The organism is Nocardiopsis sp. iso_238 (assembly GCF_056173325.1).
In genome coordinates, this window is sequence record NZ_CM149668.1 from 5,567,955 (window position 1) to 5,581,745 (window position 13,791).

General features: G+C 72.7%; 14 protein-coding genes. All 14 read right to left on the reverse strand.

The annotated features are described in order from the left end of the window. Nucleotides 1-600: 600 nt before the first annotated feature. Nucleotides 601-2,100, reverse strand: coding sequence for a bifunctional lysylphosphatidylglycerol synthetase/lysine--tRNA ligase LysX (lysX, locus tag AC0VYL_RS25100; protein ID WP_475481643.1), 1,500 nt, complete (start codon nt 2,098-2,100; stop codon nt 601-603). 111 nt (nt 2,101-2,211) lie between these two features. Beyond that, entirely contained in the window at nt 2,212-2,994 is a 783-nt protein-coding gene (locus AC0VYL_RS25105; RefSeq protein WP_475456506.1) for a type III pantothenate kinase, read from the reverse strand. A gap of 61 nt (nt 2,995-3,055) precedes the next feature. Further along, nucleotides 3,056-5,647, reverse strand: coding sequence for an L-aspartate oxidase (locus AC0VYL_RS25110; protein WP_475481644.1), 2,592 nt, complete (start codon nt 5,645-5,647; stop codon nt 3,056-3,058). 43 nt (nt 5,648-5,690) lie between these two features. Further along, nucleotides 5,691-6,572, reverse strand: a complete 882-nt coding sequence (gene panC / locus AC0VYL_RS25115) for a pantoate--beta-alanine ligase (protein ID WP_475481645.1) — start codon at nt 6,570-6,572, stop codon at nt 5,691-5,693. 90 nt (nt 6,573-6,662) lie between these two features. Further along, nucleotides 6,663-7,547, reverse strand: coding sequence for a Rossmann-like and DUF2520 domain-containing protein (locus AC0VYL_RS25120; RefSeq protein WP_475481646.1), 885 nt, complete (start codon nt 7,545-7,547; stop codon nt 6,663-6,665). Nucleotides 7,548-7,711: 164 nt separating this feature from the next. Continuing rightward, the gene (locus AC0VYL_RS25125; protein ID WP_475456513.1) at nt 7,712-7,948 is read right to left on the reverse strand and encodes a hypothetical protein; all 237 of its coding nucleotides are present in this window, start codon (nt 7,946-7,948) and stop codon (nt 7,712-7,714) included. 443 nt (nt 7,949-8,391) lie between these two features. Further along, nucleotides 8,392-8,631 carry a chaplin family protein gene (locus tag AC0VYL_RS25130; protein WP_352388334.1) on the reverse strand — a complete coding sequence of 80 codons (240 nt, stop codon included), beginning with the start codon at nt 8,629-8,631 and terminating at the stop codon, nt 8,392-8,394. Between the two features lie 238 nt (nt 8,632-8,869). Further along, nucleotides 8,870-10,279: a PH domain-containing protein gene (locus AC0VYL_RS25135; protein ID WP_475481647.1), complete on the reverse strand. Its 1,410-nt coding sequence runs from the start codon at nt 10,277-10,279 to the stop codon at nt 8,870-8,872. Nucleotides 10,280-10,363: 84 nt separating this feature from the next. Beyond that, nucleotides 10,364-10,855, reverse strand: a complete 492-nt coding sequence (locus tag AC0VYL_RS25140; RefSeq protein WP_475483575.1) for a PH domain-containing protein — start codon at nt 10,853-10,855, stop codon at nt 10,364-10,366. A gap of 175 nt (nt 10,856-11,030) precedes the next feature. Beyond that, nucleotides 11,031-11,522 (reverse strand): DUF3180 domain-containing protein, encoded by a 492-nt coding sequence (locus tag AC0VYL_RS25145; protein WP_475456518.1) that lies wholly within the window; start codon nt 11,520-11,522, stop codon nt 11,031-11,033. Continuing rightward, the gene (gene folK / locus AC0VYL_RS25150; RefSeq protein WP_475463256.1) at nt 11,512-12,006 is read right to left on the reverse strand and encodes a 2-amino-4-hydroxy-6-hydroxymethyldihydropteridine diphosphokinase; all 495 of its coding nucleotides are present in this window, start codon (nt 12,004-12,006) and stop codon (nt 11,512-11,514) included. Before folK ends, AC0VYL_RS25145 begins: the two co-directional genes overlap by 11 nt. A 53-nt stretch (nt 12,007-12,059) precedes the next feature. Next, nucleotides 12,060-12,431, reverse strand: a complete 372-nt coding sequence (gene folB, locus AC0VYL_RS25155) for a dihydroneopterin aldolase (RefSeq protein ID WP_475456520.1) — start codon at nt 12,429-12,431, stop codon at nt 12,060-12,062. Further along, nucleotides 12,431-12,877: a nuclear transport factor 2 family protein gene (locus tag AC0VYL_RS25160; protein WP_475456522.1), complete on the reverse strand. Its 447-nt coding sequence runs from the start codon at nt 12,875-12,877 to the stop codon at nt 12,431-12,433. The genes folB and AC0VYL_RS25160 overlap by 1 nt, the downstream gene beginning before the upstream one ends. Further along, nucleotides 12,874-13,779 (reverse strand): dihydropteroate synthase, encoded by a 906-nt coding sequence (folP, locus tag AC0VYL_RS25165; protein WP_475456524.1) that lies wholly within the window; start codon nt 13,777-13,779, stop codon nt 12,874-12,876. The genes AC0VYL_RS25160 and folP overlap by 4 nt, the downstream gene beginning before the upstream one ends. Nucleotides 13,780-13,791 lie beyond the last annotated feature (12 nt).

Here is a 13,791-nt window from a genome sequence, read left to right on the forward strand (position 1 = left end):
GAGGAGTCAAGCGCGTCGACTGGCTGTCGGCGCGGGCGAGCCCCGAGCCACCCCGACCGCTCCCGGAGCCCCTCTGGCACAGGGGTGGGAGTAGGAGGGGAGCACGAGACACACGGACCCCGGTCGCTGGGGTCTGGGACGGACAGACCACATCGTGGGTACGTGTGCGGCGGGTTCCACGGATCGCGTCTCGATCCGTGCCCGGCTCACCGTTGTTCTCGATCACTTCGGCAAACACGCGGACCGAAGTCCGCCCTCAGCACGCTAAGCGGAGCGGATGATACCGTCAAGGCCCAATAAATCACCATGAGTGATGGCACAGGGCCCCTGGGTCACATGATCGCGGGTCGGGAAATGTCCTTCCCGTGTTGACCTGCGCAAACCAACTCCGCCATTGTCGGAGCTCCGATTACTCAACTTTCAAGGGAAAAACCGGGTTCTTCCCCCCGGGACATCCCGCCCTGTCGGGGAGTTCGCTCCCCCTGACCCGTGGGTGAGGCGGCTCTCGTGTTCTCGGCCACACTCGCGCCCACGGGGCCCACGACGCGGGGCCGCCGCACCTGAGGTGCGACGGCCCCGCGTGGGTCCTTCGGTCGGACCCTAGTCCCCGGAGGGCTTCACGATCGGGAAGAGCACCGTCTCCCGGATGTTCTTGCCGGTGAAGGCCATGAGCAGGCGGTCGATGCCGATCCCCACGCCGCCGGTGGGCGGCATGCCGTACTCCAGCGCGCGCAGGAAGTCCTCGTCGAGCTGCATCGCCTCGGGGTCTCCGTCGGCGGCCATCAGCGACTGCTCCGTCAGGCGGCGGCGCTGCTCGACCGGGTCGACCAGCTCGGAGAAGCCCGTGCCGAGCTCCATCCCGAACCCGATCAGGTCCCACTTCTCCGTGAGGAGCGGGTCCTCGCGGTGCTGGCGGGTGAGCGGGCTCGTCTCCAGCGGGAAGTCGCACACGAACGTGGGCTGGACGAGCGTGTGCTCCACCAGCTCCTCGAAGACGTGCTCCACCAGCTTGCCCGGACCCCACTCGTGGCTGAACTCGACGCCCTTGGCCTCGGCCAGGCGACGGACCTCCTCCACCGGCGTCCTCGGCGTGACCTCGGCGCCCAGGGCCTCGGAGACCGAGCCGTACAGCGTGACGCGCGGCCACTCGCCGCCCAGGTCGAAGGTCTCGCCGTCACGCTCGATCGTGGTGGAGCCGAAGACCGCGCGGGCCGCCTCCTGGATGAGCTCGCGGGTCACCTCCGCCACGTCGTTGTAGTCGGCGTAGGCCTGGTAGAACTCCAGCATCGTGAACTCGGGGTTGTGCGTGGAGTCCGCGCCCTCGTTCCGGAAGTTCCGGTTGACCTCGAAGACCTTCTCCAGGCCGCCCACGACCAGCCGCTTCAGCGACAGCTCGGGGGCGATGCGCAGGTACAGGTCCATGTCGTAGGCGTTGATGTGCGTGACGAACGGACGCGCGGTGGCGCCGCCGTGCACGCGCATGAGCATCGGGGTCTCGACCTCGATGTAGTCGCGGGAGCTCAGGCCCTCGCGGATCGCCCGGATGGCGGCCGAGCGGCTGCGCACCATCTGCTGCGACTCGGGGTTGACGATGAGGTCCACGTAGCGCTGGCGCACCCGGGCCTCGGGGTCGGTCAGACCCTTGTGCTTCTCCGGGAGCGGGCGCAGGCACTTGGCCGTCAGCGTCCAGTCGCTCACCATGATGGAGAGTTCACCGCGGCGGGAGGTGATGACCTCGCCCTCCACACCCACGTGGTCACCGAGGTCGACGTCGGCCTTCCAGGCGTCCAGGCCCTCCTTGCCGACCTGGTCCAGGGACAGCATGATCTGCACGTCCCCGGTCTCGTCGCGCAGGGTCGCGAAGCACAGCTTGCCGCCGGAGCGGTAGAGCATGACGCGACCGGCGATGGCGACCCTCGCCCCGGTGTGGGTGTCGGGCTCCAGGCCCTGGTGTTTCTCACGCACGGGACCGATCGACGTCGTCCGCGGGTAGTTCACGGGGAAGGGGTCGGTGCCCTCCTCCCGGAGACGGTCCAGCTTCTGCCGCCGGACCCGCATCTGTTCGGGCAGGTCGTCATAGTCGTCGTGCGTGTCATTCACGGGCCCGATCCTACCGGCGTCGGCGCCCCCGGGAGCACCGGGCGAGGCGGTCCGCGGTGGTGGCCGGAGCGCGGTGGGGCGGGTGGGCGCGGGGGTCCGCCCACCCGGGGGTCAGCCCGCGTTGCGTTCGAAGACCAGGCGCAGCCCGGTGAGGGTGAGCCAGGGCTCGTGGACGTCGACGGTCTCGCACTCGCTGACCACGGTGCCCGCCAGGCCCCCCGTGGCGACCACCGTGACGTCGTCCGGGTTGTCGGTCAGCTCCGCGACCATGCGGTCCACGATGCCGTCGACCTGCCCGGCGAACCCGAAGACGATCCCCGAGCGCAGCGCCTCCGTGGTGTTCTTGGCGATGGCCGAGCGCGGCTTCACGATCTCGACCATGTGCAGCTGCGCCCCGCGCCGGGACAGGGCGTCCACCGAGATGTCGATCCCCGGGGCGATGGCGCCGCCCACGTACTCGCCCTTGGCGCTGACGGCGTCGAAGGTGGTCGCGGTCCCGAAGTCCACCACCACGCTGGGCCCCCCGTAGAGGTGGCTGGCGGCCAGCGCGTTGATGATCCGGTCGCTGCCCACCTCCTTGGGGTTGTCCATCCGGATCGGCACGCCCGTCTTCACACCGGGTTCGACGATCACCGCGGGCAGGTCCCCGAAGTGGCGGCGGAACATGTCCCGCATCTCGTGCTGGACGGAGGGGACCGAGCAGCACATCGCGATGCCGTCGACCTCGCTCGGGTCGTTCAGGGAGCTGCCGTCGATGAGCCCGCGCAGGACCACCGCCCACTCGTCGGCGGTGCGTCTGGTGTCGGTTCCCACTCTCCAGTGTTCGAGAAGGTCGTCGGAGTCGAAGAGACCGAAGACCGTCTCGGAGTTGCCGACGTCGATCGCGAGCAGCATTCTGGGGGCCTCACTGGTCGAATTGGTGTGTACCCAAGGAATCTTCCACCAAGTGGGCCCCTCACAACAGGTCGAGCGCGATATCCAGGGCCGGGCTGGAGTGGGTGAGCGCCCCGACCGCCAGGTAATCGACCCCGGTGCGGGCGACGTCCGCGGCCACGTCCAGGGTGAGTCCGCCGCTGGACTCCAGGCGGGCGCGGCCGTCCACCAGGGCGACGGCCTCGGTGAGCCGCTCCACGGGGAAGTTGTCCAGCAGGATCTCCTCCGCCCCGGCGGCCAGCGCGTCCTCGATCTGGTCGATCCGGTCCACCTCGACCTCCAGGGGCAGGTCCGGGAAGCGCGCGCGGATGGCGCGGACCGCCTCGGCCACTCCCCCGGCGGCGACCACGTGGTTGTCCTTGACCAGCCCGGCGTCGCTGAGGCAGTAGCGGTGGTTGACCCCGCCGCCGCAGCGGACCGCGTACTTGTCGAGCGCGCGCAGCCCCGGGGTGGTCTTCCGGCTGTCCCGGATCCGCGCCCCGGTACCGGCCACGGCGTCCACCCAGGTGCGGGTGGCGGTGGCGATGCCGGACATGTGGGTGAGCAGGTTGAGCGCGGTGCGTTCGGCGGTGAGCAGGTCGCGGGTACGGGCGGTGACGGTCATGAGCACGTCGCCGCGCTTGACGGCGTCGCCGTCCCGGGCCACCCGGGAGACGTCCACGGCGCCCTCGGCCACCATCCAGAAGACGAGTTCCGCGAGGGGGAGCCCGCTGACGGTGCCGTGGGCGCGGGCCACCACGTGGGCGGTGCGGACCTGGTCGGCGGGGATCGTCGCCACGGTGGTGACGTCGATCCGTGGCCCGGCGGTGAGGTCCTCCGCCAGGGCGCGGCGGACGGTGTCCACGTGGGACTGGTGCGGGGCGGTCCACGGAAGGGTGAACTCCGCGCGCGCCTCCGGCGACGGGTCGGGCTGGGCCAGGGGGAACGCGATGGCGTCGAGCTCGCTCACGAGGGCGGGCGGCAGCTCGGGCTCCCGGATCTCGTCGGTGGTCACGATCGTGTCCCCTTCCAGTCGGACGACCACGGGCCGCACGCGCAGCTCGGGCCGGGGTTCGGGTGTGTCGGCGCGCTGGTGCGCGCCCCGGCTCTCGGTGCGGTGCAGCGCGGCGGCGGCCACGAGGCGCGCCACGGTGAGCAGGTTGGTGGCCTCCCAGGCGGCGACGCCGGGGGCGACGCGCGCGGTGGGGGCGGCCAGGACGTCGAGCCGGTCGACCAGTGCGGCGAGGCCCTCGCCGGTGCGCAGGACCCCGGCGTCGCGGGACATCAGGGCGCGGACCGTGGCGACGGTGGAGGGGTCGGCCAACGGTGCGGTGGTTCCGGTGGTCCGGGCGGCCCCCGTGCCGCGCGTCTCCTCCCGGACCAGCCGGGAGGCGATCCGGTCGGCGTAGACCAGCCCCTCCAGGAGGGAGTTGGAGGCCAGGCGGTTGGCTCCGTGCACTCCGGTGCGGGCGACCTCGCCCACCGCCCAGAGGCCGGGGACCCCGGTGCGGCCGTCGATGTCGGTCTCCACCCCGCCGGAGGCGTAGTGCGCGGCCGGGGCGACCGGGATGACCTGGGTGAGCGGGTCGATGCCGTGGGAGCGGCAGGAGGCCAGGATGGTCGGGAAGCGGCGCTCCCAGGTGGCCCGGCCGAAGTGGCGGGTCTCCAGGTAGACGTGGTCGGTGTCCTGTTCGGCCATGGTCCGGGCGATGGTGCGGGCCACGACGTCGCGGGGGGCGAGGTCTCCGAGCTCGTGCACCCCGTCCATGATCCGGCGGCCCCCGGCGTCGACGAGGTAGGCGCCCTCGCCGCGCAGGGCCTCGGAGACCAGGGGCTGGCGTCCGCGCGCGTCCGGTCCGAGCCAGAGCACGGTCGGGTGGAACTGGATGAACTCCAGGTCGCGCAGGCGGGCCCCGGCCCGGGCGGCCAGCGCGAGGCCGTCGCCCGTGGACACGGTCGGGTTGGTGGTGGCGGCGAAGACCTGGCCCATCCCCCCGGTGGCCAGGACGAGGGCGGGCGCCAGGACGGCGCCGACGCCGTCGCGCTCCCCCTCCCCCATGACGTGCAGGGTGGCGCCGAGCACCGCGCCGCCGTCCGGGTCGCGCAGGGCGTCCAGGGCCACGGCGTGTTCGACGACCTCGATCCGCTCCTCGGCCAGGACCGCGTGGACCAGGGCCCGCTGGATCTCGGCTCCGGTGGCGTCGCCGCCCGCGTGGGCCACCCGGTCGGCGCGGTGCCCGCCCTCACGGGTCAGGGACAGCGCCCCGTCGTCGTCCCGGTCGAACTCCGCGCCGAGGGAGATCAGCCAGCGCAGCGCGTCGGGCCCCTCGGTGGCCAGGACGTGCACCGCGTGGGGGTCGCACATCCCGGCACCGGCCAGGAGGGTGTCGACCATGTGGGCGACCGGACCGTCCTCGGGCGCCATCGCCGCCGCGATGCCGCCCTGGGCGTAGGCCGTGGATCCGGTGGAGAGCCGGTCCTTGGTGACCAGGACGACCCGGCCCGTCTCCGTGCGGCGCACGTAGCGCAGGGCGGTGCTCAGCCCGGCGATGCCCGAGCCCACCACCGCGACGTCGGCGTGGACGGTCCACCCCGGTTCGGGGGCCCCGATCCGGGTCTGTCTGGCAGGTGTCATCTGGGTTCTCTTCTGGGGGCGGTGGAGGAGGGAGGCGGGACGGTCACGGCCGGAGGGCCACCGTCACGTTGTCGATGAGCCGGGTCCGGCCCACCCGGGCGGCGACGGCCAGGACGGCGTCGCCCCGGTGGTCGGCGGCGGCGTCGGCGAAGGTGGCCGGGTCGACCAGGGCGAGGTAGTCGAGCTCGACCGGCGGGGTGGCCCGGGCGGCCTCGTCCAGGACGGCGCGGGCGGCCGCGCGGACGGCGTCGGCTCCCCCGAGCGCGGCGTCGGCGCCCGCGCGCAGGGCGCGGGACAGGGAGAGGGCGCTGGCCCGGTCCCGCTCGGTGAGGTAGACGTTGCGGCTGGAGGAGGCCAGACCGTCGGGTTCGCGGAGGGTGGGGGCGCCGACGATCTCCACGGGGAGGTCGAGGTCCGCGACCATGCGGCGGACCAGGGCGATCTGCTGGGCGTCCTTGGCCCCGAAGACCGCCAGGTCCGGGCGGACCAGCTGGAACAGCTTGGTGACCACGGTGAGGACACCGGTGAAGTGGCCGGGGCGCGAGGCGCCCTCCAGGCGCTCCCCCATGGCCCCGGCGTCGACGGTGACCATCTGCGGACGCGGGTACATGGTGGCGGTCTCGGGGGCGAAGACCACGTCCACGCCCTCCTCGCCGCACAGCCGGGTGTCCCCGGGCAGGTCGCGCGGGTACTGGTCCAGGTCCTCGTTCGGGCCGAACTGGAGCGGGTTGACGAAGATGCTGACCACGACGGTGTCGGCGCGTTCGCGGGCCAGCCGCATGAGGCTGCGGTGGCCGCCGTGGAGGGCGCCCATGGTGGGGACCAGCCCCACCCGGCCCGCGTCGGCCAGTGCGCGGCGCAGTTCCTCCGGGGTGCTGACGACGAGCGGACCGGTGGCGCGGTCGGGCCGTGCGGAATCGGACATGGTTCTCCTTGGTGGGCGGCCGGGACCGCGTCGGGTCCGGGGCGGAGCCTCGGGGCCCGGGGGTGACCCGGCCGCGGGGCACCGGAGCGGTCAGCGCCGGAGGACGTCCAGCAGTCGGGCGGCGTCCTCGGGCTTGAGCATCCCGGCGTTGATGGCGCGGTCGGCGGTGAGCCGGGCCAGTTCGACGTAGCTGGCCACGCTCTCGGGAGCGTGCTCGCGCAGCTGCTCGACGTGTCCGGCCACGGTCCCGGCGTCGCCGCGCAGGACCGGGCCGCTCAGACCGTGGATGCCCAGGCGCAGGGCGTTGTCCAGCGCCGCGCTGAGCATGGGGGCGAGCATGCGCCCCGGTTCGGGCACCCCGGCGGCGGAGAGCAGCGAGGCGCTGTCGGCGACCAGCGTGACCAGGTGGTTCGCCCCACCGGCGAGGGCAGCGTGGTAGAGGGTGCGCTTGTCCTCCGCGATCCACACGGGCTCGGCACCCATCTCGACCACGAGGGCCTCCGCGATGGGCCGGAGCTGTTCCGGCGCGGTCACGCCGAAGGCGCAGTTGGCGAGCCGTTCGACGTCCTCGTCGCGGCCGGTGAAGGTCATGGCCGGGTGCAGGGCCAGCGGGAGCGCGCCGACGACGGTGGCGGGGGCCAGGATGCCGTAGCCGTGGGCGCCGCTGGCGTGGACGAGGATCTTGCCGCGCAGGTCGGTCCCGGTCGCGGCCAGGCCCTCGACGAGGTCGGGGAGCGCGTCGTCGGGGACGGTGAGCAGAACGAGGTCGCTGGCCTCGGCCACCTGGGCCGGTTCGAGGACGCGCGCGCCGGGCAGCCGCTCCTCGACTCGGATCCGTGAGGCGTCGGAGACCGCCGATGCGGCCACGACCCTGTGTCCGGCACGGGCCAGGGCGACGCCCAGGACGGAGCCGACCCGGCCCGCCCCGATCACGCCGACGCGCAGGCGGGCGGGACGCCCCTCGGTCGTCTCCATGAATCGTGTCCCCTCGTGGTCCGGTGCGTCCGCTTCACTCCGCACCGTGCTCTGAGCACACGATAGCCCTCCCGGACCCCTGACCAGCCGCCCCGCCCCCTGGGTAGGGGACGGGGCGGTGAGCGGCGGGGTGAGGGGCGGGCGAGGGCGCCCGCCCCACGGGATCAGTTCTGGATGATGACCCCGGAGTTGAAGCAGGAGCCCAGGGACTTGCCGAGGACCGCGTTGGAGTTGCCGCAGCCCTCGTTCTCGGCCTCCAGGTCCTTGATGTAGGAGATGTTGCCGCTGGCGTTGGAGTGGTGCGGGGTCCAGGGTCCGTGCGCCGCGGCGGGGGCGGCGGAGAGGAGGACTCCGGCGGAGGCGAGGAGCACGGCACCGGTGGCGAGCGTCTTCTTCAGCACTTCTTGTCTCCTTCAGTGTCCGGACGGGGGGCCGGCCGGACTCGCAGTGACCCTTCGGTGGCGCCCTGGGGCGTCGAGAAAGAAGCTATCGACGCACGGCCCTCCTGAACATGCCCTGAGCTGCATTGATCACAGAAAATCGGGCTATGTTGACACTGGGTGGCAGAACGTCCCGGTGCCGATCGGGACAAAGGCGGGGACTTCGACCCCCACCGCGTGCGCGCAGAGTGACGGGGGTTCGGGGTTGCAGTCAGACACCAACCCCGGTTCCGGGTGTGCACCACGGCCGGAGCGGACTCCGGGCACGCGAAAGGGCGCCACTCCGTCGTCACGGAGTGGCGCCCCTGCGCGGAAAGCTCGCTGGCCCTGGACCGGGTCGGATCGGTCGGGACGTCTCCGACCGGACACCCCCGCCCGGGCGGGCCGGGAAGTCAGTCCGGCACTTAGTTCTTGACGACGGCGCCGGAGCCGGTGCAGTTGGCGCCGGAGACACCCAGGATCGAGATCGCGTTGCCGCAGACGTTGATCGGCGCGTCGACATCCGCCACGAGCTGGTTGCCGCTCAGGATGCCGCCGTTGCCGGAGGTGAAGACGTTGCTGTTGGCCATGGCAGGAGTGCCGGCGAACAGGACGCTGCCAGCGGCAGCGGCGATGGCCGTGGCGGCGAGAGCCTTCTTCAGCATGTGTTTTCTCCCGTCAGACCGGTCAGCGGGGGCGCCAACCGGTCGATAACGTTGACGATGTGTATGACAGTGAACACTCAACGTGTTCACCACTATTTAGCCATACTCCGTTGCCGTACGTGACCGGAACGCGAAAGATTTTTCCGGTCCTGACCTGGAGGTATCACCAGGAGTGAGAAGACATGTCGGACATGCAACCCCGAACCGGAGCCCCTGTGGCCCCTGAATGTGACACAGGTCACTCTGTACTCCCGGGGGTGTCACCGCTCGAACCCGCCGTTTTCTCACCCTCGTCCCGGCTCGTTACCGACTCTCCGTGCATGGTCGCCCGGGTCGCCCACCGTTCCGTTCCCGCAGAGGGCACTCTCGCGCGTCTTCCGTGCTCCACGAGAGCGTCCAGGAACCGGCGCCCCTCCCCCGCCTCCCGGTCGGCCGCCCGCGCCGTGACCGGCCCCGGGGGCGTGTCCACGTCCACGGTCACCCGGCCCCTCAGCTGCGCCACCGGACCGGCCGAGAGCCGCAGCGCCTGCATCCGCTCCACCGGCACGATCTCCGTCACCCGGCACAGGAGCCCGCGCACGCTCACGAACAGCCGCTCGTCCACCCCCACCGCCTGCGGCAACAGGAGGCGGTTGTCCACCAGCGGCACCAGCGCCGCCTCGCTCTCCGGGAACACCTCGTTCACCAGGGCGAAGGCCCTCCGACGCGGCGCCACCGGAAGCAGCGCCGTCGAGTCGCCCTGGCGCGCGCCCGCGTAGCCCGCCACCGTCGCCTCGACCCGGGCCACCCCGAGCGCCCGCCACAGCAGCGGTTCCACCACGCGTACGGCCTGCACCCGGCCGGGCGGGACCGTCTGCATGCGCCGCTGGAACATCCCGTAGCGCAGCCTCAGCCCGTCCGAGGACGACGACGCGTAGAAGTCCGTGTAGCGCGCCAGCGGCCCCCAGTAGTAGCGCAGCAGCCCCAGGACGAGCGGGACGGCCCCCGCCAGCGCTCCGGGTTCGAGGAAGACCACGAACGCGGTGAGGAGCAGGAGCAGCAGGACGAACGAGAGCAGCACCGGCACACGGAAGGTCAGTGCGCCCAGGAGCAGCAGGAAAGGGAGCCGGTAGAAGGGCCACTCGGGCGCCTCGGGAGCCCGCCCCGACAGTCCGGCGGCGTGCGCCAGCACCGCCACCCGCATCCGCTCGGCCACCTTCCACCGCAGGCAGCGCAGCCGGATGGCGCTCCCGTCGCCGCCGGCCAGCTCGACCCGCAGCTCCGCCAGCCCGAACACCTGCATCAGCAGCGGGCGCACCACGTCCACCGCTTGGAGGCGGCTCAGCGGGATCTCGCGTGAGCTGCGCAGGAACAGCCCGCTGTGCACCACCAGATGGTCCTCCCGCAGCCCGAAGGAGCCGTACCACCACGCGGGAAGCGCGTAGGCGAGGGATCCGAACACCACGGCCACGGCCAGCACGAACACCCAGGCGAGCCCGAACTGGCTCAGGATCGGTCCGACCAGCGCGACGAAGACCAGGGTGACCCCGATGACCTGGAGCGGGATGATCAGCCAGTGCGACCGGAAGACCCCCGTCGTGACGTCGTCCGCCGGGTCGCGCCGACGGGGCGGCGCCGGAGGGCCCCAGGCCGGGCGCGGCGGCAGCATCGCCGGGCCCCAGGCGGGCGGGGGCGGCGGTCCGGGTCGGTGCGGTCCCCGCGACCACGGGCCCGGCTGCGGCTGTCCGTGCACTTACAACCCCGTAGAGAAGGTCTCGCTGCGCGCCGCGAGGCGGTCGCGCAGCTGGACTGCGTCGGCCAGCGGAAGCCCCACCACCCGTGTGTCCGCCGTGCTCGCGGCGGTGCGCACGCGCACCGTCGCGATCCCCAGCGCCTGTTCGAGCAGGTCCGTCGTGACGTCCACGACCTGCATCCGGCCATAGGGGACCACCACCAGCTGCCGCACCAGCACCCCGTAGGTCAGGTACAGCTCGGCTTCCCCCTCGACGTGGCCCCAGGAACGCTGGAAGCGCCCGGCCAGGAGCCACAGCGCGACGGCGGCCACCAGGACCAGCGCCGCCCAGACCACGGCCGGCCACGGCCCGCGCCACAGGAACAGGAGCAGGGCCCCGCCCGCGCCGGCGGCCAGACAGCCCGCGGTCGTCACCAGGCGGCGGTACCAGGCCAGCGCGACCGGAACCCGGGTCCAGTCGGTGTCCCCGGGCGCGGCGAAGGCGGCGTCCACGGGGCGAGGGGGCGGCGCGGCCCCCTCCGGTGTCGGCGGTGTCGGTTCACTGGTGTCCACGGGCTCAGTCAATCATCAGCGGGCCGGACCCGCCCGAAACGGCTCGGCCGGAACCCGGAGTGGACCGCGTTCCGACCCCGCCCCGGACGGGTCGGGCCCCGGGGCACGCCCCGTGCTAGGCGAGCCCCGGCGGGTCGTTCCGGTCCTCGTCCTCGTCCTCGGGCACCCGGCAGGCGTGCTCCAGGTAGAGCGCGGCGGCCAACAGCAGACCCGCGGCGATCGCCGTGCCCAGCGCGATCAGGAACACCTCGCGGTGGCTGGGCAGCTCCAACCGCCCGGTGACGGACAGCGCGGTCCCGGCGAAGTACCCGACGGCCAGCGAGGCGAACAGCGCGCTCGCCTTGGCCAGGGCCAGCAGACGGGCCGCGCTCAGCGGCTCCATCGGCTCGGTCCCGGGCGCCCTGCGGACCCGGCGCGCGGTCCGCCCTGCGGTGAACCCCTCCGCGAGGGCGAGCAGCAGCAGGGTCGGGATCGCCGACCACGGCATCAGGGGCAGACCGCTCACCGAGTTGGCGACCAGCAGCCCCGCCAGCGCTCCGAGGAGCGCCAGCAGGGTCGGGACGCGCCACCCGGTCGGGGCGAGCGTGCCCCCGCCCTCACCGGACACGTCCGGCCTCCCCGGGCAGCCGGAGGCGCAGGTCCTCCCGGACGGTCAGCTCCTGCTCCCCCTCGGTGTCGGCCGCCTCCACCCCGGCCAGCAGGGTGGCGACCGGCGCCCGGCCGGGCAGGACCGCGCCGGGGTCCGTGTCCAGCCACGGGCGCAGCACGAACGCGCGCAGGTGCGCGCGCGGGTGCGGCAGGGTCAGCTCCGGGTCGTCGTCGGTCACGTCCCCGAAGGCGATCACGTCCACGTCCAGGGTGCGCGGCCCCCACCGGACTTCGCGGACCCGCTCGAAGGCGCGCTCGGCGGAACGGGCCAGCTCCAACAGGTCCTTGGGCCCGACACGGGCGTCCACGACCAGGACCGCGTTGAGGAACGCGCCCTGGTCGGGCCCGCCCACCGGGGCCGTCTCGTAGACCGGGGAGACCGTCACCGGGGTGACGCCCTCCCCCGCCGAGAGCAGGTCCACCGCGCCCTGGAGGGTGGCCATCCGGTCCCCGAGGTTGGACCCCAGGGAGAGCACGGCCCGCGTCGCCGCCGGGCTCACCACTCGCCCCTCCGACCCCGGGTGACGGTGACCGCCACGTCCGCGAACTCGTGCTCGATGGGTGCCGACGGCTTGTGCACCGTCAGCTCCACGCCCTCCACCAGGGGCTCGGCCAGGCACACACCGGCCAGGCGCTCGGCCAGGGTCTCGATCAGGTTCACCGGCTCTCCGGTGACCACCGCGACCAGCCGGTCGGCCAACTCGCCGTAGTGCACGGTGTCGCGGACGTCGTCGCTGGTCGCGGCGGGGGCCGTGTCCAGGTACAGCACGGCGTCCACGACGAAGTCCTGGCCGTCGCGGCGCTCGAAGTCGAACACCCCGTGGTGGCCCCGGGCCCGCAGGCCGCGGAGCACGACGCGGTCCCGCATCAGTCCTCGGCCTCCGCCTCGTCGTCGTCCTCCATCAGCACCGGTGAGGCGTGGTGCGACCACAGGCGCCAGCCCTGGTCGGTGTCGACGAACAGGTTGGTGGTGACCACCTGACCGCCCGCGACGAACCCGGGGCTGCCGTCCTCCGCCGTCAGCACGTTCTCCTCGCACGTCACCATGGCGATGTCACCGCCCACCCCGATGTGCGTCTCGGTGAGCACGTACTGGATGTAGGTGACGTTGGCCATGATCAGCGACCAAGCGCGCATGATCTCGGTGCGGCCGCGCAGGAGCGGCCACCCGGGGTTGACGCACACCAGGTCGGGGGCCTCGTGCTCCTCCGCCCACACGGTGCGCATCAGGTCGATGTCGCCGTTCTCGATGGCGCTGTAGAACTGCGCGTTGGCCTCGCCCACGCGCTCCATGACCTCCTGGCGGGACTTCACGCGTCCCCCCGGTCCACGGTCCGGTCCCGGCCCTCGGCGAGGCTGGCCCCGCCGTCGGACCAGGCCGCCGCCACGCGCACGGCGTCGGCGTTCGGACGGACGTCGTGCACCCGGACCGCCCAGGCGCCGCGGTCGGCGGACAGGGTGGTCACGGCCGCGGTGGCCGCGTCGCACTCGACGAAGGGGCGGTCCTCGCCCTTGGCGTCTCCGAGGAGACGGCTGAGGAAGCGTTTGCGTGATCCCGCCACGAGGACGGGCCGGCCCAGCTCGTGGAACCGGTCGAGGCTCTGGAGCAGCGCCCAGTTGTGCGCCTGTTCGGGACGCTTGGAGAATCCCAGACCCGGGTCCAGAACGATCTGGCCGGGGTCGACACCTGCACTGATCATGGCCTCCATACGGTCGCGGAGCTCATCGAGGACCTCCTGGACGACATCCGTGTACACGGCACGGCTCTGCATGTCATGACTATGCCCACGCCAGTGCATCAACACGTAGGCGACACCGGAAGAAGCGACGAGTCGGGCCATCTCCGGGTCCGCGAGACCGCCGCTGACGTCGTTGACCAGCACCGCACCGGCCTCGACCGCGCTCGCCGCGACCTCGGCCCGCATCGTGTCCACACTGACCGCGATCCCGCGCGCGGCGAGTTCGCGCACCACCGGTTCGACCCGGCGCAGCTCCTCCTGGGACGAGACCCGTTGGGCTCCCGGACGGGTGGACTCACCGCCCACGTCGATGATGTCCGCGCCCTCCTCGACGAGGCGCAGACCGTGGTCGATCGCGCGCTCGGGGTCGAACCAGGACCCGCCGTCGGAGAAGGAGTCGGGGGTGACGTTCACGACCCCCATGACCAGGCACCGCCCGTGGTCGGGCAGCCCCGGAAGTGTGTGTTTCGGCGCCATGCGCATCACCCT

What these genes read in the sequence shown, in the direction of transcription:
- AC0VYL_RS25105 (WP_475456506.1), bottom strand. Translation starts at nt 2,994, where the DNA reads ATGCTGCTCGCGATCGACGTCGGCAACTCCGAGACGGTCTTCGGTCTC.
- AC0VYL_RS25110 (WP_475481644.1), bottom strand. Translation starts at nt 5,647, where the DNA reads ATGACACCTGCCAGACAGACCCGGATCGGGGCCCCCGAACCGGGGTGG.
- panC (WP_475481645.1), bottom strand. Translation starts at nt 6,572, where the DNA reads ATGTCCGATTCCGCACGGCCCGACCGCGCCACCGGTCCGCTCGTCGTC.
- AC0VYL_RS25120 (WP_475481646.1), bottom strand. Translation starts at nt 7,547, where the DNA reads ATGGAGACGACCGAGGGGCGTCCCGCCCGCCTGCGCGTCGGCGTGATC.
- AC0VYL_RS25130 (WP_352388334.1), bottom strand. Translation starts at nt 8,631, where the DNA reads ATGCTGAAGAAGGCTCTCGCCGCCACGGCCATCGCCGCTGCCGCTGGC.
- AC0VYL_RS25135 (WP_475481647.1), bottom strand. Translation starts at nt 10,279, where the DNA reads ATGCTGCCGCCGCGCCCGGCCTGGGGCCCTCCGGCGCCGCCCCGTCGG.
- folK (WP_475463256.1), bottom strand. Translation starts at nt 12,006, where the DNA reads ATGGCCACCCTCCAGGGCGCGGTGGACCTGCTCTCGGCGGGGGAGGGC.
- folB (WP_475456520.1), bottom strand. Translation starts at nt 12,431, where the DNA reads ATGCGGGACCGCGTCGTGCTCCGCGGCCTGCGGGCCCGGGGCCACCAC.
- folP (WP_475456524.1), bottom strand. Translation starts at nt 13,779, where the DNA reads ATGGCGCCGAAACACACACTTCCGGGGCTGCCCGACCACGGGCGGTGC.